At 34.4% G+C, this 26,483-nt stretch carries 22 protein-coding genes; all 22 read left to right on the top strand.

Translation table 11 applies throughout. The annotated features are described in order from the left end of the window. Positions 1-540 precede the first annotated feature (540 nt). The 22 genes from Q1K34_RS10570 to Q1K34_RS10465 all read left to right on the top strand — a co-directional run bounded on the left by Q1K34_RS10570 (position 541) and on the right by Q1K34_RS10465 (position 26,238). Positions 541-777 (top strand): helix-turn-helix transcriptional regulator, encoded by a 237-nt coding sequence (locus Q1K34_RS10570; protein WP_300438285.1) that lies wholly within the window; start codon positions 541-543, stop codon positions 775-777. Positions 778-958: 181 nt separating this feature from the next. Beyond that, complete coding sequence (locus Q1K34_RS10565; protein ID WP_300438283.1) at positions 959-1,897, top strand: hypothetical protein; 939 nt, start codon at positions 959-961, stop codon at positions 1,895-1,897. A gap of 241 nt (positions 1,898-2,138) precedes the next feature. Then, positions 2,139-3,704, top strand: a complete 1,566-nt coding sequence (locus Q1K34_RS10560) for a class I SAM-dependent DNA methyltransferase (RefSeq protein ID WP_300438281.1) — start codon at positions 2,139-2,141, stop codon at positions 3,702-3,704. Further along, entirely contained in the window at positions 3,688-4,905 is a 1,218-nt protein-coding gene (locus Q1K34_RS10555) for a restriction endonuclease subunit S (RefSeq protein ID WP_300438278.1), read from the top strand. The genes Q1K34_RS10560 and Q1K34_RS10555 overlap by 17 nt, the downstream gene beginning before the upstream one ends. A gap of 2 nt (positions 4,906-4,907) precedes the next feature. Continuing rightward, complete coding sequence (locus tag Q1K34_RS10550) at positions 4,908-6,074, top strand: toll/interleukin-1 receptor domain-containing protein (RefSeq protein ID WP_300438275.1); 1,167 nt, start codon at positions 4,908-4,910, stop codon at positions 6,072-6,074. After that, complete coding sequence (locus Q1K34_RS10545; RefSeq protein WP_300438273.1) at positions 6,056-6,646, top strand: hypothetical protein; 591 nt, start codon at positions 6,056-6,058, stop codon at positions 6,644-6,646. Before Q1K34_RS10550 ends, Q1K34_RS10545 begins: the two co-directional genes overlap by 19 nt. Before the next feature lies 1 nt (position 6,647). Further along, entirely contained in the window at positions 6,648-7,139 is a 492-nt protein-coding gene (locus tag Q1K34_RS10540; RefSeq protein WP_300438270.1) for a TIR domain-containing protein, read from the top strand. Then, a complete protein-coding gene (locus tag Q1K34_RS10535; RefSeq protein WP_300438268.1) occupies positions 7,140-7,727 on the top strand; it encodes a toll/interleukin-1 receptor domain-containing protein in 588 nt (195 codons plus the stop codon). Between the two features lie 79 nt (positions 7,728-7,806). Further along, positions 7,807-8,853: a RhuM family protein gene (gene rhuM, locus Q1K34_RS10530; RefSeq protein WP_300438265.1), complete on the top strand. Its 1,047-nt coding sequence runs from the start codon at positions 7,807-7,809 to the stop codon at positions 8,851-8,853. Positions 8,854-8,864: 11 nt separating this feature from the next. Continuing rightward, positions 8,865-9,137 carry a Fic family protein gene (locus Q1K34_RS18030; RefSeq protein WP_367183323.1) on the top strand — a complete coding sequence of 91 codons (273 nt, stop codon included), beginning with the start codon at positions 8,865-8,867 and terminating at the stop codon, positions 9,135-9,137. Next, positions 9,134-12,274 (top strand): type I restriction endonuclease subunit R, encoded by a 3,141-nt coding sequence (locus Q1K34_RS10520; protein WP_300438260.1) that lies wholly within the window; start codon positions 9,134-9,136, stop codon positions 12,272-12,274. Before Q1K34_RS18030 ends, Q1K34_RS10520 begins: the two co-directional genes overlap by 4 nt. Before the next feature lie 862 nt (positions 12,275-13,136). Beyond that, positions 13,137-14,342, top strand: coding sequence for a tyrosine-type recombinase/integrase (locus tag Q1K34_RS10515; RefSeq protein WP_300438258.1), 1,206 nt, complete (start codon positions 13,137-13,139; stop codon positions 14,340-14,342). A 318-nt stretch (positions 14,343-14,660) separates the two neighbouring features. Further along, complete coding sequence (locus Q1K34_RS10510; protein ID WP_300438256.1) at positions 14,661-16,838, top strand: peptidase domain-containing ABC transporter; 2,178 nt, start codon at positions 14,661-14,663, stop codon at positions 16,836-16,838. Between the two features lie 200 nt (positions 16,839-17,038). After that, complete coding sequence (locus tag Q1K34_RS10505; protein ID WP_300438254.1) at positions 17,039-18,148, top strand: HlyD family efflux transporter periplasmic adaptor subunit; 1,110 nt, start codon at positions 17,039-17,041, stop codon at positions 18,146-18,148. Between the two features lie 10 nt (positions 18,149-18,158). Then, the gene (locus tag Q1K34_RS10500; protein WP_300438252.1) at positions 18,159-19,862 is read left to right on the top strand and encodes an AraC family transcriptional regulator; all 1,704 of its coding nucleotides are present in this window, start codon (positions 18,159-18,161) and stop codon (positions 19,860-19,862) included. A 101-nt stretch (positions 19,863-19,963) separates the two neighbouring features. After that, positions 19,964-20,092: a hypothetical protein gene (locus Q1K34_RS10495; protein WP_279347017.1), complete on the top strand. Its 129-nt coding sequence runs from the start codon at positions 19,964-19,966 to the stop codon at positions 20,090-20,092. Between the two features lie 63 nt (positions 20,093-20,155). Further along, positions 20,156-22,324, top strand: a complete 2,169-nt coding sequence (locus Q1K34_RS10490; protein ID WP_251740828.1) for a prolyl oligopeptidase family serine peptidase — start codon at positions 20,156-20,158, stop codon at positions 22,322-22,324. A gap of 150 nt (positions 22,325-22,474) precedes the next feature. Beyond that, the gene (locus Q1K34_RS10485) at positions 22,475-23,296 is read left to right on the top strand and encodes an RteC domain-containing protein (protein WP_251740829.1); all 822 of its coding nucleotides are present in this window, start codon (positions 22,475-22,477) and stop codon (positions 23,294-23,296) included. Between the two features lie 251 nt (positions 23,297-23,547). Then, positions 23,548-23,823, top strand: a complete 276-nt coding sequence (locus tag Q1K34_RS10480; protein WP_251740830.1) for a helix-turn-helix domain-containing protein — start codon at positions 23,548-23,550, stop codon at positions 23,821-23,823. A 156-nt stretch (positions 23,824-23,979) separates the two neighbouring features. After that, the gene (locus tag Q1K34_RS10475) at positions 23,980-24,474 is read left to right on the top strand and encodes a hypothetical protein (RefSeq protein ID WP_300438239.1); all 495 of its coding nucleotides are present in this window, start codon (positions 23,980-23,982) and stop codon (positions 24,472-24,474) included. Beyond that, on the top strand, positions 24,458-25,114 hold the full coding sequence (locus Q1K34_RS10470) for an ATPase (RefSeq protein WP_300438236.1): 657 nt from the start codon (positions 24,458-24,460) through the stop codon (positions 25,112-25,114). Before Q1K34_RS10475 ends, Q1K34_RS10470 begins: the two co-directional genes overlap by 17 nt. Continuing rightward, entirely contained in the window at positions 25,111-26,238 is a 1,128-nt protein-coding gene (locus tag Q1K34_RS10465; protein WP_251740833.1) for a hypothetical protein, read from the top strand. The genes Q1K34_RS10470 and Q1K34_RS10465 overlap by 4 nt, the downstream gene beginning before the upstream one ends. Positions 26,239-26,483: the final 245 nt, after the last annotated feature.

Raw genomic sequence — 26,483 nt, 5'->3', positions numbered from 1 at the left:
AAAAATCACCGTTCCCAAAGCCATCTCTACATGAGAATTGGCTTTTGCCCACCCAACTACTGTAATACAATAAACTGTTTACAGTATCCCACGGGATTATTAGCGGAATTTACCTCGTTCCCGTAAACAAGCTTGATAAAAACACTCCGTAGGGAATGCCGGCCGCTTTGACCTTTTTTTAAAATGTAGGGTTAATTGTAGCGACGTCTTTTTAGTGAAGAAACAAATGCTTGAGAAGAAAATTTTACGCAAAAAAATGGGCGTGAAACTTAACTTATCAAACAGAGGTACTGGTATACCATGCAACGATAAGAAAAAGCCCACGCCCCGGGTCGTGAGCATTCACACTTATCATCTCGTTGCTAAAAATTACCAGTTTTCTGTCTGAGACTCTAAGCGAATGCTTCTAATATTTTATTCTAAGAAGTTCGCAATATATTAATAATGACTCAAATATAATAAAAATTTGTTTTTGTGGTATTTAAATGCCACAATTTTTATGTTAAAAATCTTCAGATTGCTTTGAATAAGTAGTTTCCAATGGATGATCAACTATCAAAAGACGATTTTTTAATTTATTTCGGCAAAAAACTTAAAGAAATTAGGACTTCAAAAAACCTTACCTACCGGAAATTAGCGCAACGGTGTGATATTGATTATAGTCATATAAGCAAAATTGAAAAAGGAGAAAGAAATATTCAATTATCTACTGTTTTAGAATTGTCTAAAGGACTGGAAGTTTATCCTAAAGAGTTGTTTGATTTTAAAATTAGCTAAACACAATTATTTTTGAATTACGTTAATCATATTCACACTTATTTTTTCATGAAGTTCAATTTACTCCAAATTCATTACTCTTAACCTCATACTGAATTTCAGAGATCTTACAGGATTAAACCTGATAAAGTCTTTATACTTTATAATTATTATATTACTACTCCGCTTATAAAATCGATATATGGATAAAAGAAATTATTTAGAGCTTCACTTCTATTTAGAGAATCATGATCATACTTTGAATGCTAAGCTATTTAATTTAGCGGAAGCAGAATTTATAAAGATAGTAGAAGAAGTAGCCAAAATTTTAAAAATTGAGGTTAAAACTAATGTTCTGCCTAGAAAAGAAGGAGGACTTGAGACCTTTTATGAATTTGTAACCGCTCCTGAAAATGAAAGTATCAGGAATATTGCAGTTTATTTTGGTGGTTTGATCAGTAAAATTTTAGCAGATGTGGTAGCCAATAATATAAAAACAGATACTGAAACTGAGAAGCTAAAGAAACAAAAACTTGAATTAGAAATTGAGAAATTAAAGAAAGAGTTAGAAGAAATAGATTTAAAAAAAGAACATTCTCCTGAAGTAATTAATTTAAAAGATCGACTTGCCTTATATGCGGCGGAAACTAATAAAGTAAAAATTTCAAAATCGAATTTTTACAGATTCCTCAATAGTGAAGATAAAATTATCCGTTTTGCAACGAGGCAAGTAAACGCTGATCTTGAGCCATTGGAAAAAGAAAATGTTGTACCAAAAAAAGATTTCTCAAAATTCATTATTAATGAAGCCGATATCGAACCAGATTTCAAAAATAACGTAGAAATAGAAATAGTTTCTCCTGTACTTAAAAGAAGTAGAGCGAACTGGCGAGGAATTTATAATGATAAAGCTTTTAACTTCAAAATGAAAGACAAAAGATTTCAGCAAATGGTCATTCAGAAGAATCTTAATTTTTCCAGCGGTACATTACTCATTTGTGATTTGGAACTCAAACAAAAATTAGATAGTGAAGGTGAAGTTAAAATTAAAGGCCATGAGGTGTATAATGTTATCCAAATTGTCTATCCTGATGGTGAAGTAATAGATATCATATACGACGAAAACGAAGCTCCTTTCTAGCTAAAAATGGATAATGAACCAATTATTAACCATCTTTAGTACTATTTGGAGCGACCAATATCTGCGAGGTGTTAGCCGCTCCTTAACCGCTATCTTCAACTTGTATTCAAATATACCATTTTTAAGATTTTATATGAGTTTAGTAAAGCTTTAACAATAGATTTCTTTTTCATAAATTGCCACGGCTTCCCCACCCTACCTCGGAAGCATAAATTATTTACTACATACCCGAATCTGAATAATGGCCAAAAAGAAAACTACCAAAGAAAAATCTATTGAAGAAAGCCTGTGGGATGCTGCGAATAAATTGCGTGGCTCCATAGAACCTTCAGAATACAAACACGTGGTGCTCGGGCTTATCTTCCTGAAATTTGCCAGTGATAAATTTGAAGTGCGCCGTGAGGAACTTGTTGCCGAAGGCAAAGAAAAGTATCTTGAGATGAAAGACTTCTATAATATGAAGAACGTCTTTTTCTTGGCAGAAACTTCCCGATGGAACTATCTTATTAAAAATGCGAAGCAGGACGATATTGCACTAAAGATTGATACCGCGTTAAACCAGATCGAAAAGAACAACCCATCTCTAAAGGGTGCATTGCCGGACAATTATTTTTCCCGCTTAGGACTGGACCAAAGTAAATTATCCTCTCTTTTGGACACCATAAATAAAATAGATACTCAAAAAGACAAATCCCAGGATATCGTGGGGCGTGTATATGAATACTTTTTGTCCAAATTCGCATTGGCGGAAGGAAAAGGAAAGGGAGAATTCTATACACCAAAGAGTATTGTAAACCTTATTGCCGAAATGATAGAACCCTATAAAGGGATAATTTATGATCCGGCTTGTGGTTCAGGTGGAATGTTCGTGCAGTCTATTAAGTTTATTGAAAGCCACCACGGGAGCAAACGGGAAATTTCCATTTACGGACAGGAGTACACTAATACTACTTACAAACTGGCAAAAATGAACCTTGCCATTCGGGGGATATCTGCTAATCTGGGTGAAAAAGCGGCCGATACCTTTAGCAACGATCAGCATAAAGATCTGAAAGCAGATTATATTATGGCCAACCCGCCCTTTAATCAAAAGGACTGGCGTGGGCCGCAGGAATTAATTGATGATCCTCGATGGCAGGGTTATGAAGTGCCTCCAAAAAGCAACGCAAATTATGGTTGGATCCTAAATATGGTTTCCAAACTATCAGATGATGGGGTTGCCGGTTTTATTTTGGCTAACGGAGCTCTTTCCGGGGGTGGCGAAGAATATAAAATTAGGAAAAAGTTGGTGGAGAACAACCTGGTGGAAGCTATTATTATCCTGCCACAAAATATGTTTTACACCACCAATATAAGCGTAACCGTTTGGATCCTTAATAAAAATAAAACCGCACATACCCGTTCTATTGGCGATGAAGAAAGGCATTATCGGGACCGGCAGGAAGAAGTGCTGTTTATGGATTTACGGCAGATCGGGGAGCCGTTTGAGAAAAAATTTATCCAGTTTAGCCCAAAGCATATTCAGGATATTGCCAAAACCTACCACGATTGGCAACAGGAAAATACAGATTATAAAGATATTCCGGAATATTGCTACAGTGCCACCAAAGCAGATATTAAAAAGAAAGACTTCTCCCTGGTGCCCAGCAAATACATTGAATTTGTAAACCGGGATGAAAACATCGATTTTGACTCCAAAATGGCAGGTTTACGAAGCGAACTGACAGATTTGCTAAAAGAAGAAGAGCAGTCCAAAAAGGAATTATTAGATGTTTTTAAAGAGCTTGGGTATGCAATCAAACTATAAACCTATTGGAGATTACATACAAAAATTAAAAGTCCGAAATTCAGAAGATAGGTATTCTGAACTTTTAGGTATTAATATAGATAAGTTTTTTATGCCTTCAGTAGCCAATGTAGTAGGCACTAATCTATCAAGATATTTAATTGTAAGACCTGGGCAATTTGCCTGTAACCGAATGCACGTTGGCAGAGATTATAGAATACCAATTGCACTTTCAGAAAATGAAAAACCTTTTATAGTATCACCTGCATATGATGTCTTTGAAATAAAGGATACTTCTATTTTATTACCTGAATATTTGATGATGTGGTATAGTCGTGCTGAATTTGATAGAAATGCCTGGTTCTATACGGATGCTGACGTTAGGGGAGGTTTAGCCTGGGATGCTTTTTGCAGTATTGAACTACCTGTTCCTTCCATAGAAAAACAGCGCGAAATTGTCACCGAATACAATGTGGTGAAAAATCGCATCAAACTGAATGAACAACTTAATCAGAAACTGGAGGAAACTGCACAGGCTATCTATAAACGTTGGTTTGTCGATTTTGAATTTCCAAATGAAATTGGAAAACCTTACAAATCTTCTGGTGGAGCAATGGTTTATAATGAGGAGTTGGATAAGGAGGTTCCAAAGGGTTGGGAAGTTGTCCCTTTAGGAAATGTTGCTCATTATACAAAAGAACGAATAGAAGTTGAAAATTTAGATTTATTAAATTATGTCTCGACTGATAATATGCTTGCTAATAGGAAAGGGATTACTACGGCCTCTAAGCTTCCAACTTCAAAGACGCTTCCTAAGTTTATTAAAGGGGATATTTTGATTTCAAACATTCGTCCATATTTTAAAAAGATATGGAAAGCTGATTTTGATGGTGGTTGTTCTAACGATATTCTCTGTTTTAAATCTAAGAACAGTAATTATTCTTCTTACTTATATGCTATTCTGGAGCAAGATTTATTTTTTGAATATGTAATGTCTGGAAGTAAAGGAACGAAGATGCCCAGAGGAGACAAGGAGTGGATTATGAATTATTTAGTAGCAATTCCTCCAGATGAACTTTTAAGAAACTTTATAAGTTATGTAGAGAATATATCCCAGAAGATGAATATCAAAATTTCAGAAAATAAATTATTGTATGAAATAAAATCTTTTATACTTTCCAGAATGTCAAGAATAAAAAAAGAAAAATTAGTAACCAATTAAATATGATATACAAATACCAACTAATCATTCTGGGCACAACAGGAAAATTATCAGATAGGATAGTAGATCTTTTTTTCGAAAAATTAATTGAATTGAGGCAATTGAAAGATTCTTTTATTTTAATTGATGAAAATAATTTTACTAAAGAATATAAAGCTAATCAACCTGCGTTTGCCATTTATTTTGGAGATAAAAATCGTGATTTTAAAAATATTGAAATTATAGATAAGTTACTAAAAGATGCAACATTAATCTTGCCGATTTATTACGATTCTTTTAGTGCAGAAATTCCGAAAATTTTAGAGAATCAGAATGGACAGCTTTACGATGAAACTAAAGACAGTAAAATAACGAACTTGGCTTTAGAATCTTTCGGAAAACTAAGACATACACGCAAGGTGTTTATTAGTTATAAAAGAGATGAATCCTCTTCTGTTGCAATCCAATTATATGAGGCTATGGAAAAAAATAATTTTGATGTTTTTTTAGACACACATTCCATCAAACAAGGAGAGCCTTTTCAAGAAGAATTATGGCATCGTATGACCGATTGTGACGTCATTGTTTTGCTAAATACCCCAAAATTCTTAACAAGTAAGTGGTGTAAAGAGGAGCTAGCAGAGGCTAATGCCAAACAGATTGGAATTGTTCAGTTGATTTGGCCAAACAATAAAATTGACAGCGCTGCACACGTCTCATTTCCAAAACACTTAAAGGATTCGGACTTTATCGATAATTTATATAAAAACAAGGATGCCTCTAAATTAAAAGAAGATATTGTTAATGAAATAGTAAGTAGTGCAGAATCCGTTAGAGCCCGAAATTTAGCTTCCAGGCAAGATAATTTAATAACTGAATTTTCAAATATTGCGTTGAAATATGGAAAAAAAATTAACCTACAGCCTGAAAGAATTATAACAGAGGAATTGGGGAATAAAAAAAGAAGAATTTTTATACCAACTATCGGGATACCACAGTCTTTAGATTGTAATATGTCGGAAGAATTGGTAAAAGAAATAAATGAATATGAAGTGGAAAGCGTTTACTTAATTTTTGATGATATTAGGATTAGAGAAAAATGGTTAAAACATTTGGAATGGTTGAACAATTATTTAAAAATCAAAACACTGAAAAAGCAAAATTTCGATAAATGGTTTCAAAAGAATTAAAAAATATTTTCCTATCAGCAAGCATACCACTACCAGAGCGAGATCCAAAATATATAGATTCAGCCGATGTAATAGCCATACGAGATTCGGTTATTGCATTAGCCACTACTATTTTACCTCACTATAGATTAATTTGGGGTGGGCATCCCTCCATTACACCTTTAATTAATTATGTTTTACAGAAAATGAATTTGACAATCCAAGATCACGTGGTACTTTATCAATCTAGGTTTTTTGAAAATTTTTTTCCTAAAGATAATAACAAGTTTGAAAATGTGCGCTTAACTCCGGCTAACGATGACAGAGAAATTAGCTTAGGTTTAATGCGTGAATTAATGATTGGTACTAATGATTTTTATGCTGGTGTTTTTATAGGTGGAATGGAAGGAATTGAAATAGAGTATAAAATGTTCAGAGAGTTTCATCCGAAAGCAAAGGTAATCCCTTTAGGCAGCACTGGTGCGGGATCTAAAATGGTTTATGATAATTTTGATTTTGAGAAAAACGAAAGGTTTTTAGAGGATTATGCTTATATGTCACTCTTTCAAGATTTATTAATTAAAAACAAATAAAATGGCAAGAAATGTATTTACAAGTTTTCATTACAAACCAGATAATTGGAGAGCCTCGACAGTTCGAAGTATAGGGAAAATAGAAGGTAATTCGGTTGCCACTCCTAATAAATGGGAAACAGTAACCAATGGAGGAGATGCTGCAATTAAGAAATGGATAAATGATAATATGACAGGTAAAACCTGTGTCATAGTATTAGTAGGGGAAAATACTGCAAATAGAAAATGGATTAACTATGAAATTGAAAGAGCTTGGTCTGAAAAAAAAGGTATTGTTGGGATTCATATTCATAATTTAAAAAACGGAGATGGGGAAAAATCTAATAAAGGAGATAATCCCTTTGATTATTTTGATTTTGGCAGTAAGAAATTTTCTTCCGTCATCAAATGTTACAATCCACCTTATACAGATAGCCAAAAAGTGTACAATCACATAAGAGAAAACATTGAAGACTGGATTGAAGAGGCTATAGAAATTAGAAAAAATAATTAGATGAGCATAATAGATAAGTCCCAACTATTAGGCTTTAGAAATCAGACGCGAACCTTTTCTAAAGGTTTGAATGGAAGCTTAAACGAATTTAGTAACGAAAGTAGAGTAGGAAAAGTTACAATCTTTTTATCTCATAAACATAATGAAAGAACTGAGTTAGATGCTGCTATCCAATTCTTGAAAAGAATGAATGTGAATGTTTATGTGGACTGGCTTGATGGTGATATGCCTAAAAATACTTCTGGTAAAACAGCTTCAAGAATCAAAAGTAAGATAAAGGAGAATAGAAAATTTATATTCTTGGCCACTGAAGGTGCTATTAACTCCAAATGGTGTAATTGGGAACTAGGCATTGGAGATACACATAAGTATATAAATCACATAGCTTTAATGCCAGTGAAAGAAGATTATAAAGGCTATACAGGTAATGAATACCTTCAAATATATCCTACGATAGAGTTCATTAGAAGATTTACTGTTCAAAGAAAAATTGGTGGTTATTTTGACGAAGGTTATTATGTTGTCTCTCCAATTGAGATTGGTGAGGCCCGCTCATATACTAAGCTTGATAATTGGCTTTCTAATTAAAAAAATATGCCCGAAACCAATCGTATAGAAAATAAACGTGAACTTTCCGAAGGCCTGGAGAAGGAAGATTAGGAATAATATGAAAAAAGACAAGCATATAAAACCCAGTGATGAGCTCAGCGATTTTATTTTATACACCGCACCAAGTGGTGAGGTAAAAATAGAAATTTACGTTCAGAATGAAACGGTATGGCTTACCCAGCAAAAAATTGCAGAGTTATTTGGGGTGTCAAAATCTACGATTAGCGAACATTTGCGTAATATTTTTAAAAGTGGGGAATTAGAGAAAGAGACAACTGTTCGGAAATTCCGAACAGTTCAAACTGAAGGAGAAAGAGAGGTTGCACGCAATTTAGAGTATTACAATTTAGATGCTATTATTTCTGTGGGTTATAGGGTAAACTCCACCAAAGCCACTCAGTTTCGTATTTGGGCTACCAGGGTATTAAAAGAATACATTATTAAAGGTTTTGCTTTAGATGATGATCGTTTAAAGCAGGGTAAAACTTTTTTTGGAAAGGATTATTTCAGGGAGTTATTGGAACGGGTTCGTTCCATTCGTGCCAGCGAACGTAGAATCTATCAACAGGTTACTGATATATTTGCGGAATGTAGTATTGATTACGATCCGAAATCACCTATTACCAAAAAGTTTTATGCAACGGTTCAAAACAAATTTCATTTTGCCATAACAGGCAAAACTGCCGCTGAAATTATCTACTTAAAAGCAGATAGTTCCAAGCCTCAAATGGGCCTCGCCACTTTTAAAAATGCTCCTGAAGGTAGAATTCTTAAATCTGATACCACCATCGCCAAGAACTACCTTGAAGAAAAGGAAATCAAGCAACTGGAACGAACGGTAACAGGTTATTTTGATTACATAGAAGGCTTGATTGAAAGAGAAAATATCTTTACGATGGAGCAACTTGCGCTAAGCGTCAACAAGTTTTTAGAGTTTAATGAATATAAAGTTTTACAGGGTCTGGGGAAACGATCTAAAAAACAAGCCGAAAACAAAGCCTTTTCGGAATACGACAAGTTCAACAAAACCCAAAATATAGAATCTGATTTTGACAAAATGGTGAAAGGCTTAAAAAAGGGAAGAAGTAAAAATGATAGAAATTAACCTTATGAAACATACATTATAGGGAGACCCCGCAAGTCTCCCCCCAAGTTACCCCACAAGTCTCCCCCCAAGTACGGGATCTTCTTAATGTTTTTAAGGGCGAAGAAAGTAGAACCGAATTGCAAAAATCATTAGGGCTTGTGGACAGAAAAAATTTTAGAATCAATTACTTAAATCCCGCCATAGAAGAGGGTTTTGTAGAATTAACAACACCGGACAAACCCAAAAGCAGTAAACAGAAGTACAGGTTAACTGAGAAGGGAAGAAAAGCCAGACAGGAATGAAATTTACCGAAGCACAACTGGAAAGCGTTTTTGCCAACCAGCTTGAACAAGAAGATTATAAGCATCAACTGGGAGGCACAATCTCACGAAAGGAAGATGAAGTGCTCATTGAAAGTGATCTTCAGGAATTTCTATTGACAAGGTACCGGAAAAACGGGATTACTAAAAATGAAATAGATTCCATTATTCTTAGACTTAAAACTCTTCCGGCATCAGATCTTTATGAAAGCAACAAGGAGTTTATGCGAATGCTTTCTGATGGTTTCTCGCTAAAGCGGGAAGACCGTTCCCAAAAAGATATCTGGATCTATTTAATTGATTATTCAGAAGACAACCAAAATACTTATAAGTTCGTTAATCAGCTGGAAATTACCGGCACTCAAAAACGTATTCCTGACGGGATTCTTTATATTAATGGAATTCCGGTAGTTGTTTTCGAATTCAAAACGGCGATTCAGGAAAATACCACCATTTATGACGCCTATATTCAATTAACAGTGCGTTACCAAAGGGACATACCTGAACTTTTTAAGTACAATGCATTTTGTGTAATTAGTGATGGTGTAAATACCAAAGCAGGTTCATTTTTTGCGCCTTATGAATTTTTTTATGCATGGCGCAGGATCGCTGGATTGGCAAAAGAGGTTGACGGTATTGATAGTATGTTCACCCTTATCCAGGGAATGTTGCATCAAAACAGGCTGCGGGATATCATTAAAAACTTTATTTATTTACCGGACAGTTCCAAGAAAGACGAAAAGATCGTGTGCCGCTACCCCCAGTATTATGCGGCCAGGGCTCTATTTGAAAATATTCAGAAAGTCCAAAAACCTAACGGAAACGGAAAAGGAGGCACCTATTTTGGAGCAACTGGCTCCGGTAAAAGTTTTACCATGCTTTTCCTAACCCGGCTTTTAATGAAAAGTGATCACTTTGAAAGCCCCACCATTATTTTGATAACTGATCGAACCGATTTGGATGATCAGCTTGCAGGGCAATTTACCAATGCCAAAGCCTTTATTGGGGATGATGCTATCGCAAGTGCAGAAAGCCGTGCAGACCTACGCAAACGAATAAGAGGAAGGGAAAGTGGTGGAGTGTTCCTTACCACTATACATAAGTTTACAGAAGACACCGAGTTGCTTACGAATAGAAGCAATGTTATTTGTATATCTGATGAGGCTCACCGGAGCCAGACCAATCTTGACCAAAAAATAAAAATCACAGAAAAAGGGGTGCAGAAAACTTTTGGCTTTGCTAAATACCTTCACGATTCTTTGCCAAATGCTACTTTTGTAGGTTTTACCGGGACGCCAATCGATGCTACTTTAGATGTATTTGGGAAGGTGGTAGATGAATATACAATGACAGAATCTGTAATAGATGAAATTACAGTACGTATTGTATATGAAGGAAGGGCAGCGAAAGTGGCCCTTGAAAATAGGGAATTAAAGAAAATTGAGGAATATTACCGGGTAGCTGAGGAAGAAGGTGCGAATGAGTACCAGGTAGAAGAGAGTAAAAAGCAGTCGGCTAACATTAATGCCATTTTGAGTGATCCGGATCGTTTACAGGCCATAGCAGAAGATTTTGTCAATCATTATGAAAAAAGGCTAGAGGAAGGTGCTACCGTAAAAGGAAAAGCAATTTTCGTTTGTAGCAGTCGTGAAATAGCTTACGAGCTTTATAAGAACATCATCGAATTAAGACCGGAATGGGCAAAGGTTAGAAAGGCAGAAGAAGGTGCCGAATTAACCGAAAAAGACAAGAAGCAGCTCAAGCCTATTGAGCGGATAAAAATGATCATGACAAGGGGTATAGACGATCCTAAAGAAATGTATGATCTTTTAGGAACAAAAGAGTACCGGAAAGAGCTGGACCGTCAATTTAAAAATGAGAAATCGAATTTTAAAATTGCCATTGTCGTCGATATGTGGCTCACAGGTTTTGATGTGCCGTTTCTGGATAGTATCTATATCGATAAGCCCATCCAGCAACATAACCTTATCCAGACGATTTCCCGGGTAAACCGGAAGTTCCAGGGTAAAAACAAAGGACTGGTAGTAGATTATATTGGTATTAAGAAACAAATGAACTTAGCTCTTGCCAAATATAATAAGGGTGAGCGTCAGAATTTCGAAGATATTGAAAAGTCCCTGAAGATAGTTAGGGACCACCTGGATTTACTGGCCAGGATTTTTCACAAATTCGATAGTACCGATTATTTCCATGGAGATCCTTTAAGCCAGCTAAACAACCTGAACCAGGCCGTTGAATATGTACAGCAAACTAAGGAGCTGCAAACACGTTTTATGGATTTGGTGAAACGCCTTAAAGCCGCCTATGATATTTGTGCTGGAAGTGAGAAATTAACCCAACAAGAACGGGATTATACTCATTTTTACTTAGCTGTAAAGTCTATAGTCTTTAAGCTCACCAGGGGAAATGCACCGGATACCGCCCAGATGAACGCCAAAGTAAGAGAGATGATCAAAAATGCATTGGCAAGTGAAGGCGTGGAGGAGATCTTTAAAATGGGCGATCAGACCAACAGTCAGCAGGATATATTTGATGAGGATTATCTGGCAAAAATCGATAAGATCAAATTGCCCAATACTAAAATCAAACTTTTACAGCAATTACTGGCCAGGGCTATTGGAGAGATTAAAAAAGTGAACAAGGTAAAAGGAGTAGATTTTTCTAAAAAGATGGAAGGCCTAGTTTCCCGATACAATGAAAGAAAAGGTGATGTGTTACGCGGAGAGGTCTACGAAGAGATGGCAGAGCAGCTCACAGATCTTATTTGGCAGGTACAAAAAGAGTTTTCGGCCGGGGAAAAGTTGGGAATTGATTTTGAAGAAAAAGCCTTCTATGATATTTTAAAAGAGCTTTGTATCAAATATGATTTTCAATATCCCGAACATAAGCTCATCGAGCTCTCAAAGTCAATAAAAGATTTAGTGGACGAACAAGCGAAATTTCCAGACTGGAGCAAAAGAAATGACATTAAATCTGCCCTAAAGGTTGGACTTATTCTATTACTCGATGAACACGGTTATCCGCCGGTGGAACGGGATGAAGTTTATGAAGAAATATTTGAACAAGCGGAGAATTTTAAGAAAAATAGAGCGGTGTAAATGAGTTACTATGCTTTATAGCATTCCTTTAAATGATGACTCCTTTTAGACAATTATCCTAATAGCCTTAAAATAATAGCGCCAATTACTTGTAATTCAGCTTTCTTTAGAAAGCTTTTTTAGTCTTTTTTAAAAGTTATAAGTCAGTATCATAGGTTATGTTTTTACCTGAAATTTAATTTTACAGATGGATATTTATTCGCTATTTAAAAAATCGACTTTTTATTCTGTGTGATTTCGACATTTTATGGATCTAACGTTTCGCATTTCTTCACTGCTTTACTTTTAGGAATTTTTTAAAGCTGCATCTCTAAGGGATATATATGAGAACTTTTTACGATAGGGAAGAGGATGTATTTCATAGCTATCAGGTTTCAGGCATGCTGAGCTATTCCAGGGAAGTAATAGAGAGTGATTCAAGATTGGCGGTTAATTGCTAAAATTTTGAAACTTATTAACGTTAGAAAATTAATGGTTACTTTCTAGAGTTAATTTCCGGAATAAATATAAAATTCCGTTTCAATTGATATCAAACGGAGATTTTCCATATGGCTCTTATTTACTTATTAAAAAAAAATGAGATTCTGTACTTATTCTGTACTAAGTGAAAAAACAAAAGGCTCTCGATTTCTCGAAAGCCTTTATTTTACTAGTAGCGAGACCGAGATTTGAACTCGGGACCTCCGGGTTATGAAATATCATGGTGATATGTCATATGAGTGTTAAACGGTTTAAAATCAGTTAAATATGATAATTTTTATATTGCTTAATTTCATATAGTTTCATTTAAATACATGAAATGTTGTACCTATGTTGTACCCAATATTTTATTATCTTTAATTGAGATATTAATCTAAAAAAAATGTCGTCGGTAAGTGCAGTTCTAAGAAAAAAGATTAACAAATCAGGTTTGCAACCTATTGCTATTCGGATTATTAGAAATCGAAGATCAACTTATTTATACACTGGTCAATATATAGAAAAAAAAGATTGGGATGAAAAGAAAAAGAAGGTTAAAAGCTCACATCCTAATTCTTCCCGTTTAAATCATCTTTTGCTTATTAAACTTACTGAGGCTAATGAAAAGCTCCTCGAAAATGAGTCAACAGAAAGAAAATTATCAGTAGTCAAACTTAAAGAGTCTATACGCAGACAAAATTCATGCAATTTCAAACATACTGCAGATATATATTTGAATAATATACTTGCAAGAAGAAAATCGAATCAATACTTAACTGAAAAGAATAGAGTCAATCAATTTTTAAATTTTGCAGGTGCCAGTATAGAATTTCACGAAATAGACGTTCCATTACTCAAGAGGTTTGCGTCCTATCTGGAATTTAAAAAATACCGGGCAAAGCGCACAGTAGTAAATTATATGATATGCATTAGGGCTATATATAATTTAGGATTAGCTTTAAAAAATGCTGATCATAATGATTATCCATTTGGTAAGGGTAAATACCAGATTAAAATACCGGAAGCAAAAAAAATTGGATTGAATATTAGTGAATTAAAGAAATTAGAAAATGCCACCGATTTGAGCGAAGCAAATCAGCATACTTTGAATGTATGGTTATTAAGTTTTTATTTTGCTGGGGTTAGGATAACTGATATCATTCAATTAAAATGGACTGATCTAAAGGATGATAGATTATATTATCGTATGAAGAAAAATGACAAGTTAGTTTCGCTTCAAATCCCATTTAAAGCTCAAAAAATTTTAGATCAATACTTTCCTTTCAAAATTGATAATAGTGATTTAGTATTTCCAGAGTTGAGATATATTGATCTTGATGATGATATACAAGTTAGGACTAGAATAAAAACGGTAACCCGTAATTTTAATAGACAGTTAGGCCGAATTGCAAACCAATTAGGCATTAATAAAAAACTTACCATGCATATTGCTCGCCATAGCTTTGGAAATATTTCAGGAGATAAAATTCCTATTCAGATGTTGCAAAAATTATATCGCCATTCTTCTGTTACTACAACTATGATGTATCAATCCAATTTTATGAACCGTGAAACAGATAAAGCATTGAATAGCGTTGTAGATTTTTAAATTGACCTTAAAGAATTTATTGAACCGGAACCCTTGATTAAAGATGAAATTCAAATTATAGAGAAAAATCACTTTTTCGAAATTGGTGATATCAACGTATTTATTTTTTACATAAATTTATAAATTCCAATTACTTACGAAGCTCTTTATAATTGCTTAGTAAATTTTTTTTGTGGTCGTGATAAAATCTATTTTCACCCAAAGGATAGATTTGTAGTGTTTTGACGAATAGGCCGTTATTTATAAATAGTCTGTTAATTCGCCTTCCTTCATTTTTGTTATAGATTAATTTAGTGCTTTGATTTTCAATTGGGTGTCATGTTTAGTGCAATTAATTTTCCGGCTTATCGTCAGCTTGATCAAATGGATTGTGGGCCTACCTGCCTAAAAATCATTACAGAATTTTACGGCAGACATTTCAATATAGATTTTTTACGTGAAATCTCATCCCAACAAAAAGGAGGAGTATCCTTTCAGGGTCTTTCACAAGCAATGGAAAGAATTGGATTAGATTCTGTTGGCATTAAAGCTAACTTAAAGGAACTGATTGAAGATATTCCACTTCCTGCAATTGCTCACTGGGAACAGAATCATTTTTTGGTGATATATAAAACTGATAAACGAAATGTTTTTGTTTCCGACCCGGCCATAGGAAAAATAAAATATTCTCATAATGAATTTCAGGTGCGATGGTCAGGTAAGAATGAAAATGAGGGCGTATTACTCCTTGTCCAACCTAAAGAGGATTTTCTGGATAACGATAATGAAGAAGCTAAGCCGGAAGGAATAGGATTTTTACTCGAATATCTTAGTCCGTATAAAAAATATATAGGACAAATCACCTTGGGTTTATTCACTGCGATGTTAATTCAGTTAATCCTTCCTTTTCTAACTCAAAGCATTGTGGATTACGGGATCAATTATGAGAATCTTGATTTTATATACCTGATCGTTATAGCACAACTTTTTTTATTTCTAACTCGTTCCGTCACAGAGGTGATTCGGGATTGGCTCTTACTGCACATCAGCACCAAAGTTACCATAGCTATGGTGTCGGATTTTCTGGATAAACTTTTGAAGCTTCCAATTACTTTTTTTGACTCAAAAACCACCGGCGATTTTATGCAGAGGATTTACGATCATCAAAGAGTAGAGGAATTCCTGAGCGGCCAATCCCTGAGTATATTTTTTGACCTGCTTAGCATAATAGTTTTTGCTTTTGTTTTAGGAATTTTTGATAGTACGATATTTCTAATTTTCTTGATTGGAACTTCTTTGTTTTTAGGGTGGTCTCTTTTATTTATGAAAAAGAAAGAGGTTCTGGATCACCAGCAATTTGATTTGCATAGAAAGGAGCAATCCCATTTTCTTCAAATCATTATGGCAGTGATGGAAATCAAAATTAACAATTCTGAAGAAAGAAGAAAATCGGAGTGGGAGATGAATCAGTCCAGGCTTTTTGGATTGCAATCAACTATCCTGAAGGTTGATCATAGTCAAATTAAGGGCGGTAAATTTATTAATGAAATTATGGGCATCCTGATTGTTTTTTGGTCAGCAAAGGCAGTCATATCCGGTGAAATATCCTTAGGTACCATGTTGGCAATCCAATTCATTGTAGGAAGTCTTTACATACCAATTTCTAATACTATCGATTTCCTATTGGGCTATCAAAAAGCAAAACTTTCTTTAAAAAGATTGGCTGAAATTCACAATCAAAAATCTGAAGTATATCAGAATGAAAGATTTGGTTTAGAGTTGAAAAGCGATATAAAACTCGAAAATATCTCGTTTAATTATGGAGAACAGGGATCAAAAGCTGTTCTCAAGAATGTTTCTACCATTTTTCCACACGGAAAAGTTACTGCCATTGTAGGAGCTAGTGGATCTGGTAAGACGAGCCTTCTGAAAATATTATTGCAATTATATAAACCTTGTGAAGGCAGGATAAGTATTGGATACGAAAATTTCGAACATATTCAAGTAAACAACTGGAGAAGGATGTGTGGTGTGGTTTTACAGGATGGAATTTTGTTCAATGATACGATAGAACGAAATATCACAGAATCAAAATCTGATGAACCATTAAACCAAAAGCGATTAATAGAATCGGTCGAAATGGCCAATTTGACCGGTTTAATTAGTTCACTCCCTCTTGGGTATCAGACCAGGATTGGTGAACAAGGACAGCTATTAAGCGGGGGAGAGAAACAAAGACTTTTAATTGCAAGGGCGATATACAAAGATCCTAAATATTTATTTTTTGATGAAGCTACAAGCTCCTTAGATGCTGAAAACGAAAAAATAATAACAGAAAACCTGAATCATTTTTACCGGGATAAAACAGTAATTATCGTAGCCCATAGGCTATCCACGGTAAAAAATGCAGATCAAATACTGGTTATGGATAAGGGAAATATCGTGGAACAGGGGAATCACCAAGAGTTGCTTTCTCAGAGGGGTGTTTACTATACATTAATTAGAAATCAACTTTAAATTTAACCATTATCGAAAAATTCAAAAAATACAAAAAATACAAAAATGATAATATTCTTCAGCGTGAACCCGGTTGGATATTACGGAATGGCACTAAGTTGACATTTGCTTTCTTTGTATTATTACTAATTTTCGCTTCCAATTTTCCATTTAATGAAGTTATTCAAGGAAAGGTAATTGTCACCTCACAAAATCCACCGGTGCACATAAAAGCAAAATCTGGAGGTAAAATTTTTGCGATTAATTACCAACCCGGAGATTTAGTTTCAAAAGGGGATATTTTAGGTGAACTGGAAAATGATTCAAACACAAAAGATGTAGTAAATCTACGAGCTAATTTAGATACCGTTTTCAAAATTCAAACCCTCAAAGATTTAAATGAGATTTACCCTCCACATTTAATTTTAGGCAACGACCTTCAATTATATTACAATGCTTTTTTGAGCAATTATCATCATTTGATACTTGAAGCGTCCCTGAATGATCAATCTATTCATGATCATCAAATGAGGCAGGAATTATCAAATCAGCTTTATTCCATTGATAGTAAAAATGAAGAATTATCTATCGCTAAAAGAAATCTTGAAGTCTCGGAAACCAATTATAAGAGGTTCCAGGAATTATTTAATAAGGGGGTGGTTTCTCAGGTTGATCTTGAAAATATAGAAAAAGATTTCTTAATGCAGCAGCGCCAATTTCATTTTTTAAATCAACAGTATAATCAGTTAATATTAGAAAATAAAGGTATACTATCTAGGCTTCAACTTTTAAGTAATACGTCTTTAAAAACTAAGCGTAATCTAGAGGTTGATCTACTATTATCTCAACAGAATTTAATCAGTGCTATCCAAAAATGGGAAGATACCTACCTTTTGAAAAGCCCCATTGATGGCCGATTATCTTATTTTGAAGTTTGGGGAGAATACCAGAATGTAGAAAATGGAGAATCAGTATATAGTGTTGTTCCCGATATTCAGCAGAATCTGATAGGGAAATGCATAATCCCCATTCGGAATGCAGGGAAGTTGAAAAAAGGGCAGAAGGTAAATTTAAAACTAGATAACTATCCTTATCATGAATGGGGAATGGTAAGAGCCAAGGTAGGATCGATTTCACAAATACCCAAAGGAGGAGACAATCCTGGTTACATTGTTTACTTAACTATTAATGACCTGAAAACCTCTTACGGTAAAGAATTAGAGTTTCATCAGGAATTAAATGGAACAGCAGAGATATTACTGAAGGAGGTAACATTGATAGAACGGATTTTTTACCAATTCCGTCATTTATGGTCAAGTAGAGAATTTTAAATGGTTGAACATGATTTTTTCTTCTGTAATAAATCTTTCCCTGTGCCGCTCACTGTTGTTCGTGGCTTTGATTTTATTTATTTATAAGCCATTATTATTTGCCCAGGATAATATAAAACAGAGCACTACCATTTATTCAGTTAATTCATCTTTTCTAGAATTGCATGAACTTGAGGCGGCGGCTATGGCAGATTCTAAAATTGACGAACTAAATAAGATTGTAGAAGTCCATTCGCAGAAGGCTAAAAAAGAGAATGATCCCGTTGAACTAGCCAGAGCTTATTACTACAGAATTTTGACGGAGAAGCCTGAACGCGCAATTATTTATTCAGATTCCATGATCGAGATTACTGAAAACAGCGAACATCCAAACTACCCGACTCTTGGCTATATTCTCAAAGCAAATGTGCTTTATGATCAGGGTAAATTTCAACCTGCATTAGATAATTTTTTAAAAGCCTATAATCTGGCTTTGGAAAAGAATAATATGGAAGATCAGCGTGAAATTTCCCTTGCCATTGCTGCCATAAGGAATATTAACGGGCAACATTACGCCGCCGCCGATTTATATAAGCGATCCCTTAATCTTTTAAAACAGAAATCAAATTCAACCGAAGATTATTACGAGGATTATTCAACTCTGTTATATAACCTCTCACTTACCTACCTGAGATTGTCACAATTGGATACCTCAAAATATTATGTTCAGAAGGGAATTGATTTGTCAAGATTAGAGAACAAAAAAGAAGATTTTAAGGATTTTGTTTTGGTGGATGCTCAGATAAATTTTTATAAAAAGGATTTTAAAAGGGCCAAGGATACACTTCTAAAATATATTGACGATTTTGACGGTACCAGTAAGGCGATCAAGCTTTATTATTTGGGAAAAATTGAAAAAAATTATGGAAATGATAAGGTCGCGCTTAAATATTTTAAAACCATAGATTCCATCGTCTCCTCAACAGAGGATCCTTTTAACGAAGTAAAAGATGTTTATCAGCAATTAATAATCAATTCGGTTTTAGAAGACGAAGAAAAGGAACAAATTGGCTATATAGAAAAACTAATATATTATGATAGTGTTTTGTCCTCAGAGCATGAAAATATTGCAAATCAGGCAATAGTTGCTTATGATATCCCGGATCTGAAAAGACAAAAACTTAAAGCTGAAAATCAACTCAAAACAAAAAATTTATATGTGACATTGATTGCTATTCTGGCTGGTCTGGCTGTTCTTATTGGCTTATATTTTTTTATACGCTCCAGAAAAATGAATGCAAGGTTAAAACTTCTTATGGAAGAATCGGAAATGGAAGAGGGAAAATCTAAGGCCATTACAGAGCATCCTTCTTCCATTCCGGAGGAAATTAGAAAGGATATTTTAGAAAAACTGGCTGTATTTGAAAAATCAGATCGCTTTATGAGCAAAGATTTGGATATGTATGGCCTGGCCCAACAAATAGGTACCAATACTACCTATTTGTCCACTGTAATCAATCATTACAAAAAGATGAATTTTCCAACCTACGTCAAGGATTTGAAAATTAAAGCGGCAATAAATCAACTGAGTAAGAATCCTGATTTATTGAAATATAATTATCAAGGTTTAGCGGAAATTTTTGGTTTCAAAACAGGGGAATCATTTTCGAAAGCCTTTTACAAGAAAACTGGGGTATATCCATCTAAATTTTTAAATGAATTAAAATCACGCTAAACAACACGTCATTTATAAATGGAGGGTTAACCTTTTTGCAGCCTGTACCCAAATGTGATTATTTAGTACTGAAATTTATTAATCCATTAAATATTCTAATTATGAAAAAAGAACTAAAAGATTTTAAAGGAAGAGCCCTTAAAAATTTACACCAAATTAAAGGTGGGGGAGAAGATGGTCCAATTGACAGGGATAAGATCAAAACTCCGAAAGTTGGAAAACGAGATTGAAATTAAATCCGTAAAAAAATTCCCGGATCAAAATCCTGATTCGGGAATTTCAAAAAATGAAAAATGAAAAAATATATCAAATATTTTCTATTCTATTCTTTGTGTTTTTTCCTTTCGGTTTCTTTTGCCCAGGAAGGAAAGAGCAATCATTTGGTTTATCCCCAAATCCTCAAAAAACCAACTTCCGAAATACATTATGGAATAAAAGTCTTAGACGAGTATTCAAATTTAAATAAGCTAGAAGATAGTTCGGTGAAAAATTGGTTCAAAGCTCAGGATTCTCTGGCTGAAAAGTATTTTGCTACAAATGACTTAATGAAAGAATATTTAGAGAAATTTAAAAAATACCAAAATAATGCTCAATCCTCCTTGAGTATGGTTCGTATTAGTGAAAATGGAAATTATTTTTACTTAAAATATGATGATAGTTTGGGATATGAAAAATTGTTTTTTAGGGAGAATCTTGCTGATAAAGAAAAAGAATTATTCGATCCTTCCCAGTATAATTCTGGTAATCCGTCAATAACTTATCTAAACCCCTCATTTGACGGAAAAAAGATCGCAATTGGTTTTAATGACAATGGTAGTTTTTCAAGTACAATCTTAATTTATGATCTTGAAACGAATCAGATTTTAAGAGAAGTGATTACAAATATCAATCCCGATTTTGGGGGAATAGAATGGTTGCCGGATAATTCAGGATTTATCTATTTATTTTTTCCGGAAGTAGATAATTCCCAACCGGGTTATAAGAAGAACTCTTTTTCTGTTATTTATAAATTAGGTGAAAACCCCGAAGATAGAAAACCAATTTTCCAGTCTCATTATGACTTACATATTTCTGAAGATTTTTATCCTAAAGTAAAAATAGGATCGAGCCTGGATAATTATATCATTGGTTATATAGCCAGTTCTGATGATTATTATGACAGCTATATAGCTACCATTTCAGATGTCCTACAAGGAAAACCAGATTGGAAACCATTCTTCAAAAAAGAAGATGCGATATTCTACGATCAGGGAGAGGTTCGTGGTGATAAATTTATTTTCCGCCAAGGAAATTTAAACGGGAATCTATTGGGGAAAGTAAGTATCGAAAATCCTGATTTCACTAATCCGGCTGTTTTGGCAGAAGGCAGTAAAGAGAATCCTATTATTAAATTTGAAGTAACAAAGGATAATATTTATTTCGCACGGTCCTTATATGGAGCAAATGTTTCTTTATATGTTCTCAACTCTTCAAATAAGATCAGACAATTACAACCTCCTTTTGATCCCGGTTATGCTACCTTTTTTGGGGAGTCTGTAAAACACAATAATGTTGGGGTGGGTATGGATGGTTGGACTTCTGATTATACCCGCTATTTAATAAATGAAGATGGAAGTTTCTCAAGAGAAGCACTTTCACCTCTATTGGCTTATCCAGAGTTTGAAAATATTATAACGGAACAAATAATGGTTACCTCCCATGATGGGGTAGAAGTTCCTTTATCGCTGGTTTATAAGGAAGGTCTGGAAAAAAAATCAGCAAATGAAGTATTTATGTATGTATATGGTGCATACGGGGAAAGTTTGAGTCCATTTTTCTCTCCTATGTTTTTAGATTGGGCAGCCCAGGGTGGAATTTTGGCATTCCCTCATGTTAGGGGAGGCGGAGAAAAAGGGAAGGAATGGCACAAGCAGGGAATGAAGAATCTTAAATTTAATTCCTGGAAAGATCTTATTGCCTGTACCGAAGCTCTAATAAATTTGAATTTTACGGAACCAGGATTAATTTCACTTTATACCAGCAGTGCAGGAGGGATTACAGCCGGAATGGCTGTAAACGAACGTCCGGATCTTTTTTCTTCCTTTATAGCTGATGTTCCGCGACTAAATCCTTTTGGTCTGGAATCATCCAGCACGGCCAGCAGTACGAGTTACCTTGAGTATGGAACGGTCAAAGACAGTACAGAATTTTCGGGTCTTGTAAAAATGGATCCATACTTAAACATACGGTCTAAAATGGCTTATCCGGCAGTTCTTGTAATGCCGAGCTATAACGATGACCGTATTCCATTATGGGATAGTGGCAAATATATAGCTAAACTGCAAAATAGTAATCAGACAAATAATCCTGTTTTATTGGATATCGACTATCAAAACGGGCATGAAACAGCGGGTGATTATGATGAATCTGTCCGTCTATACAGTAAAATTTTCAGTTTCGCCAAATCCAATATGAAGCGTTAGTTATTTCATCCAGATTAATCAGAGTTTTCCTGTTTTTATTCCGATTGTTTATGAATGCAGCCCATTCATTTATAAAAGCAGATATCTAATATTATTTAAAGTGCAGGAATTACAGGATATTTAAGGTAGTATTTCTTAAATATCAATCTAATGGATTTTCTGATTACCGAGGATGAGCTTAAAAATGAGATTCAGGAAATTGAGCAAACTTTCCTAAATAAGAATGCTGCATACTTTGAAATAATTAACTACTGCCGTAAAGTATTAGAAACCTACCGAAAAGAGATTTATTTAAATGGCTTCCCGGATACTCCTTCAGAAATTCAGTTTTTTAAAAAACAGAAAACGATTCCTTTAACATATCAGATTTATTACGAAAACTTGCTATCCATCGAATTGGAAATTTCATCTATAGACGAATCCTCACAGTCGAAATTTATATCTAAAAAGATTCAAAAGATAAATAGTTTTCTTACTGGGCATAAAAATTTCCTTCGGTATATCGCCCTGGATCAGGAATACATGGATGAGATCTATTTCACCCGAAAATATTTTCATAAAGATCATATTGTTAATTATAGTCATTATGAAAGAGATCCCTTATTCAGCTGCTCCCACGATTTACTTTTGAGTGAATTGAATGCCCGTAATTTCTTGCTCAAATATCTAAATAATAAATTTCGGGTTAAAGAATCTGCTTCCATAGCTTATGAAGAACCTATAAAAATTAACTGGACTTCTTCTAAGGTGGCTCTAACCGAACTGATCTATGCCCTGCAGGTTAGTGGGAGCATAAATAATGGAAATACTACGCTGAAAGAACTGGTGGATATATTTGAGACATTAACAGGCTTAGATCTGGGAGACTACCATCATACTTTTTTAAGACTCAGGAGCCGCTCTGAACCTTTAAAATTTATCGATAAAATGAGAAATTCCATGCTTGAATATATGGAAGAGCTTGATGCGTGAACTTGAACATCCAAGCAGGAGCCAAGTTGGGTATTGGTTTCAATTGAAATAAATCATTTTAGCTTTATAAGCTTAACTATCATTTATATCCTATACTACCATTATTCTTCCTGAAAATCAATTTTGCCAAGTTGGTGATTGCTTGGCTAATTGTTCATTTGTTATCTACCAATTTTGTAATGAAAATCAATTCCAATCCCACTGCTTTAAAAATTATAACCTGCGGTGGGATTGTTTAAAAACAATTCATTATGCCAACGTCAATTATTACTACAGATGATTTAAGGGAGTTCAAAATAGAGCTCCTTGAAGAAATTCAGAAACTACTAGAAAAAGAATCCGGTAATATTTCTAAAAAATGGCTGAAATCCACCGAAGTCATGGAGATGCTAAAGATTAGTTCCGGAACTCTAAATGGTTTTAGAACAAAGGGGATACTACCATATAGTAAGATAGGAGGACTCATTTACTACGATTCAGCTATTATTCAAAAAATATTGACAGATAATCTAATCCAAAATGAATAAGCCATGAATTACATAAAACATTTAAACGCGGTGTTCAAGAGATTTTCTAAGGACTCTAGTCTGAATGCCACTCATATTAGTGTATATATGGCATTATTTCAATCCTGGAATATCCACCGTTTTAAAGAACTATTCTATATCCATAGGGATGAAATTATGGAAATGGCTAAAATTGGCTCCAATCCAACTTACCATAGATGCCTGAGAAAATTACACGATCAAAAATATATTCAATATCTGCCTTCCCATAATCCATATAAAGGGAGTAGGGTTAGGATGTTCATTTTCGATGCAAGCTCTAAACAAGTAGTGGGCAAGCATGAAACAAGTTCAGAACAAGTATTAACTCCTTCAATAAACTTAAATAAACAAAATAAAAACCTTAATAAACTTGAGCTCCCCCAAAGTGAAAATGAAGTATTAATTTTTTTTAAAAATAAAAATTGGCCGGAATTAGAAGGACGAAAATTTTACAATCACTACACTTCAATTGGCTGGTCGGTAAGAGGAAATATTAAAATCACTAATTGGCATGCAACTGCTGAGAGCTGGATGTTGAAAGCAAACGATTTTAGAAGTCAGTCATCAGTATTTCAAAATAGAGACAACCTTAAAACAACTAAATATAAAAATTATGGCGAACCCCTCTAGCATTGTAGAAGATGGAATTGAATATTCTCTTGGTAAATATGATGGAAAGAGAATAATTTACGATTTCCCTAAAATCCTGATTTTTCTTGAAGCCAAAGGTAAAATTCTTTTTGGGCAGCATTTTAAAATATTTGAAGAGGATAAAGATATTCTGTTTAAGCTCTCCAACTACTTTATTAAAGACTATATAAATTGTGAAAAGTTGCGGATTGATCCGGATAAAGGAATTTTGCTTACCGGTCCCGTGGGATGTGGTAAAACGAGCCTGATGAAGCTCATGCGTTATTTGGTGCCCCATCAAAGGAGCTACGTGGTTATGCCATGTAGGAATATTGTTTTTGCTTTTAATCACCTGGGATATAAAACTATTGAAGATTATGGAGATGAAGGTTTTTTCTGCTTTGATGATATGGGAATAGAGCCAATAGGAAGGCATTATGGTAGGGATTGTAATGTGATAGGGGAAATTCTGATATCTCGTTATGAACTTTTTCTTCAAACAAATTTAAAAACCCATGGCACCACAAATTTAAGTGCCATGGAAATTGAAGATATGTATGGCTCAAGAGTCAGGAGCCGAATGAAAAAGTTATTCAACCTTATTGATTTTGACTATAATACAAACGATAAACGAAAATGAAAATAGCAACCTTCAATGTTCAGAATTTATTCCATAGGGATAGAAGTTTTATGGAGAAATCTTATAAAGATTGCTCCGTGGATTGGTTTTATGAGATAGACTTTTTATTGGGGAAAACTAATAAATCGGATAAAGATAATGAGCGATTGAGAGAACTTTCATATATGGTAGGGATCGATAACTCATTGCAATTACCCTATGCGGTTATTAAAAGAAAATCAGGGTTTCTTTTTCTAAAAGGAATGAATTATTCTAAAGAATTGAAAGCAGGGGAACTTACTGACTGGAATGGATGGATAGCGTTGCAAAATGTACCATTGGAATCTTTAGCCATTGATAATAAAGCGAAGGTAATTGCAAGTGTGAATCCTGATATCCTAATTTTGCAGGAGATCGAAGATCGGGCTTCTTTAGAGGAGTTTAATACTGTTGTACTGCCCAAATTTGACTGTGAGCCATTTAAGGATTCATTTGTGGTGCAGGGAAATGATAAAAGAGGGCAGGAAATTGGAATTTTAACCAGGAAAGGATTTGAAATTCAATCTGTAAGAAGTCATATTTTTGATGTTAGCTTATCAGGAAGAAAAATTTTCAATAAAGATTTACTAGAGTACAAAATCCGAACAAAAGAGAAAAATACAATTTTTATTCTTGCCGCTCATTTTCAGGAAACCAGGAAAGATAATGATCTTTCAGGAATTTTTAGACGGGAACAGGCGGAAAATGTTGCTGAGATCTATAAGAAATTACTTGCTGAGGGTAAAGAAAATATTGCAATAGTGGGTACTCTTAATGCTGCATCTTTCTGCAATACCTTAATGCCCTTACTTCAGGAAACCAATTTGAGCGATATTACCAGGCATCACTCCTTTAATGTCGAATTTGATAAAGGAATAGATGCTGGATATTATAGCTTGGGCGCTTACCAGAAAGGAGTAAATATTAAACAAAAGGATTATTTGTTACTGTCTCCGGAGCTTTTCGCCAAATTGAAAAAATGTGGGCTAAATAGAAGAGGAGTTTGGCCCGAAAAAAGACCTATGTGGTCTATTTATCCAAATATTCAACGGAAAAACCAGGCCGCCAGTGAGCATCCTGCAGTTTGGGTGGAGTTGGATATTTAAATTAAATGTTTGAATTTTTTTGTAAACCTATTTCAAGAAATGACATATAGGTTACGGTTACGGTTCGTATGTTTAAGGAGTAAGGGACTCGGATTTGTTGTCTTAGTATTGGTTTATTGGTCAAGTTAATTATTTTCTTTCTACGGCTGCCGCTTATTGGCGATTAACCGTCTTTGTTGGGGCTAGTTATAATGTATGCGTCCGTCTAAGTGCATCTTTTCTGAACCCTTTGTAGATTATAATTT

Source organism: Christiangramia sp. (genome assembly GCF_029937855.1).
GTDB lineage: Bacteria > Bacteroidota > Bacteroidia > Flavobacteriales > Flavobacteriaceae > Christiangramia.
This window is presented reverse-complemented; position numbering and strand designations above follow the sequence as displayed.

Coding starts and splice junctions, on each gene's coding strand:
- Q1K34_RS10570 (WP_300438285.1), top strand. CDS start 541: ATGGATGATCAACTATCAAAAGACGATTTTTTAATTTATTTCGGCAAA.
- Q1K34_RS10565 (WP_300438283.1), top strand. CDS start 959: ATGGATAAAAGAAATTATTTAGAGCTTCACTTCTATTTAGAGAATCAT.
- Q1K34_RS10560 (WP_300438281.1), top strand. CDS start 2,139: ATGGCCAAAAAGAAAACTACCAAAGAAAAATCTATTGAAGAAAGCCTG.
- Q1K34_RS10555 (WP_300438278.1), top strand. CDS start 3,688: ATGCAATCAAACTATAAACCTATTGGAGATTACATACAAAAATTAAAA.
- Q1K34_RS10550 (WP_300438275.1), top strand. CDS start 4,908: ATGATATACAAATACCAACTAATCATTCTGGGCACAACAGGAAAATTA.
- Q1K34_RS10545 (WP_300438273.1), top strand. CDS start 6,056: ATGGTTTCAAAAGAATTAAAAAATATTTTCCTATCAGCAAGCATACCA.
- Q1K34_RS10540 (WP_300438270.1), top strand. CDS start 6,648: ATGGCAAGAAATGTATTTACAAGTTTTCATTACAAACCAGATAATTGG.
- Q1K34_RS10535 (WP_300438268.1), top strand. CDS start 7,140: ATGAGCATAATAGATAAGTCCCAACTATTAGGCTTTAGAAATCAGACG.
- rhuM (WP_300438265.1), top strand. CDS start 7,807: ATGAAAAAAGACAAGCATATAAAACCCAGTGATGAGCTCAGCGATTTT.
- Q1K34_RS10520 (WP_300438260.1), top strand. CDS start 9,134: ATGAAATTTACCGAAGCACAACTGGAAAGCGTTTTTGCCAACCAGCTT.
- Q1K34_RS10515 (WP_300438258.1), top strand. CDS start 13,137: ATGTCGTCGGTAAGTGCAGTTCTAAGAAAAAAGATTAACAAATCAGGT.
- Q1K34_RS10510 (WP_300438256.1), top strand. CDS start 14,661: ATGTTTAGTGCAATTAATTTTCCGGCTTATCGTCAGCTTGATCAAATG.
- Q1K34_RS10500 (WP_300438252.1), top strand. CDS start 18,159: ATGATTTTTTCTTCTGTAATAAATCTTTCCCTGTGCCGCTCACTGTTG.
- Q1K34_RS10495 (WP_279347017.1), top strand. CDS start 19,964: ATGAAAAAAGAACTAAAAGATTTTAAAGGAAGAGCCCTTAAAAATTTA.
- Q1K34_RS10490 (WP_251740828.1), top strand. CDS start 20,156: ATGAAAAAATATATCAAATATTTTCTATTCTATTCTTTGTGTTTTTTC.
- Q1K34_RS10485 (WP_251740829.1), top strand. CDS start 22,475: ATGGATTTTCTGATTACCGAGGATGAGCTTAAAAATGAGATTCAGGAA.
- Q1K34_RS10480 (WP_251740830.1), top strand. CDS start 23,548: ATGCCAACGTCAATTATTACTACAGATGATTTAAGGGAGTTCAAAATA.
- Q1K34_RS10475 (WP_300438239.1), top strand. CDS start 23,980: ATGGAAATGGCTAAAATTGGCTCCAATCCAACTTACCATAGATGCCTG.
- Q1K34_RS10470 (WP_300438236.1), top strand. CDS start 24,458: ATGGCGAACCCCTCTAGCATTGTAGAAGATGGAATTGAATATTCTCTT.
- Q1K34_RS10465 (WP_251740833.1), top strand. CDS start 25,111: ATGAAAATAGCAACCTTCAATGTTCAGAATTTATTCCATAGGGATAGA.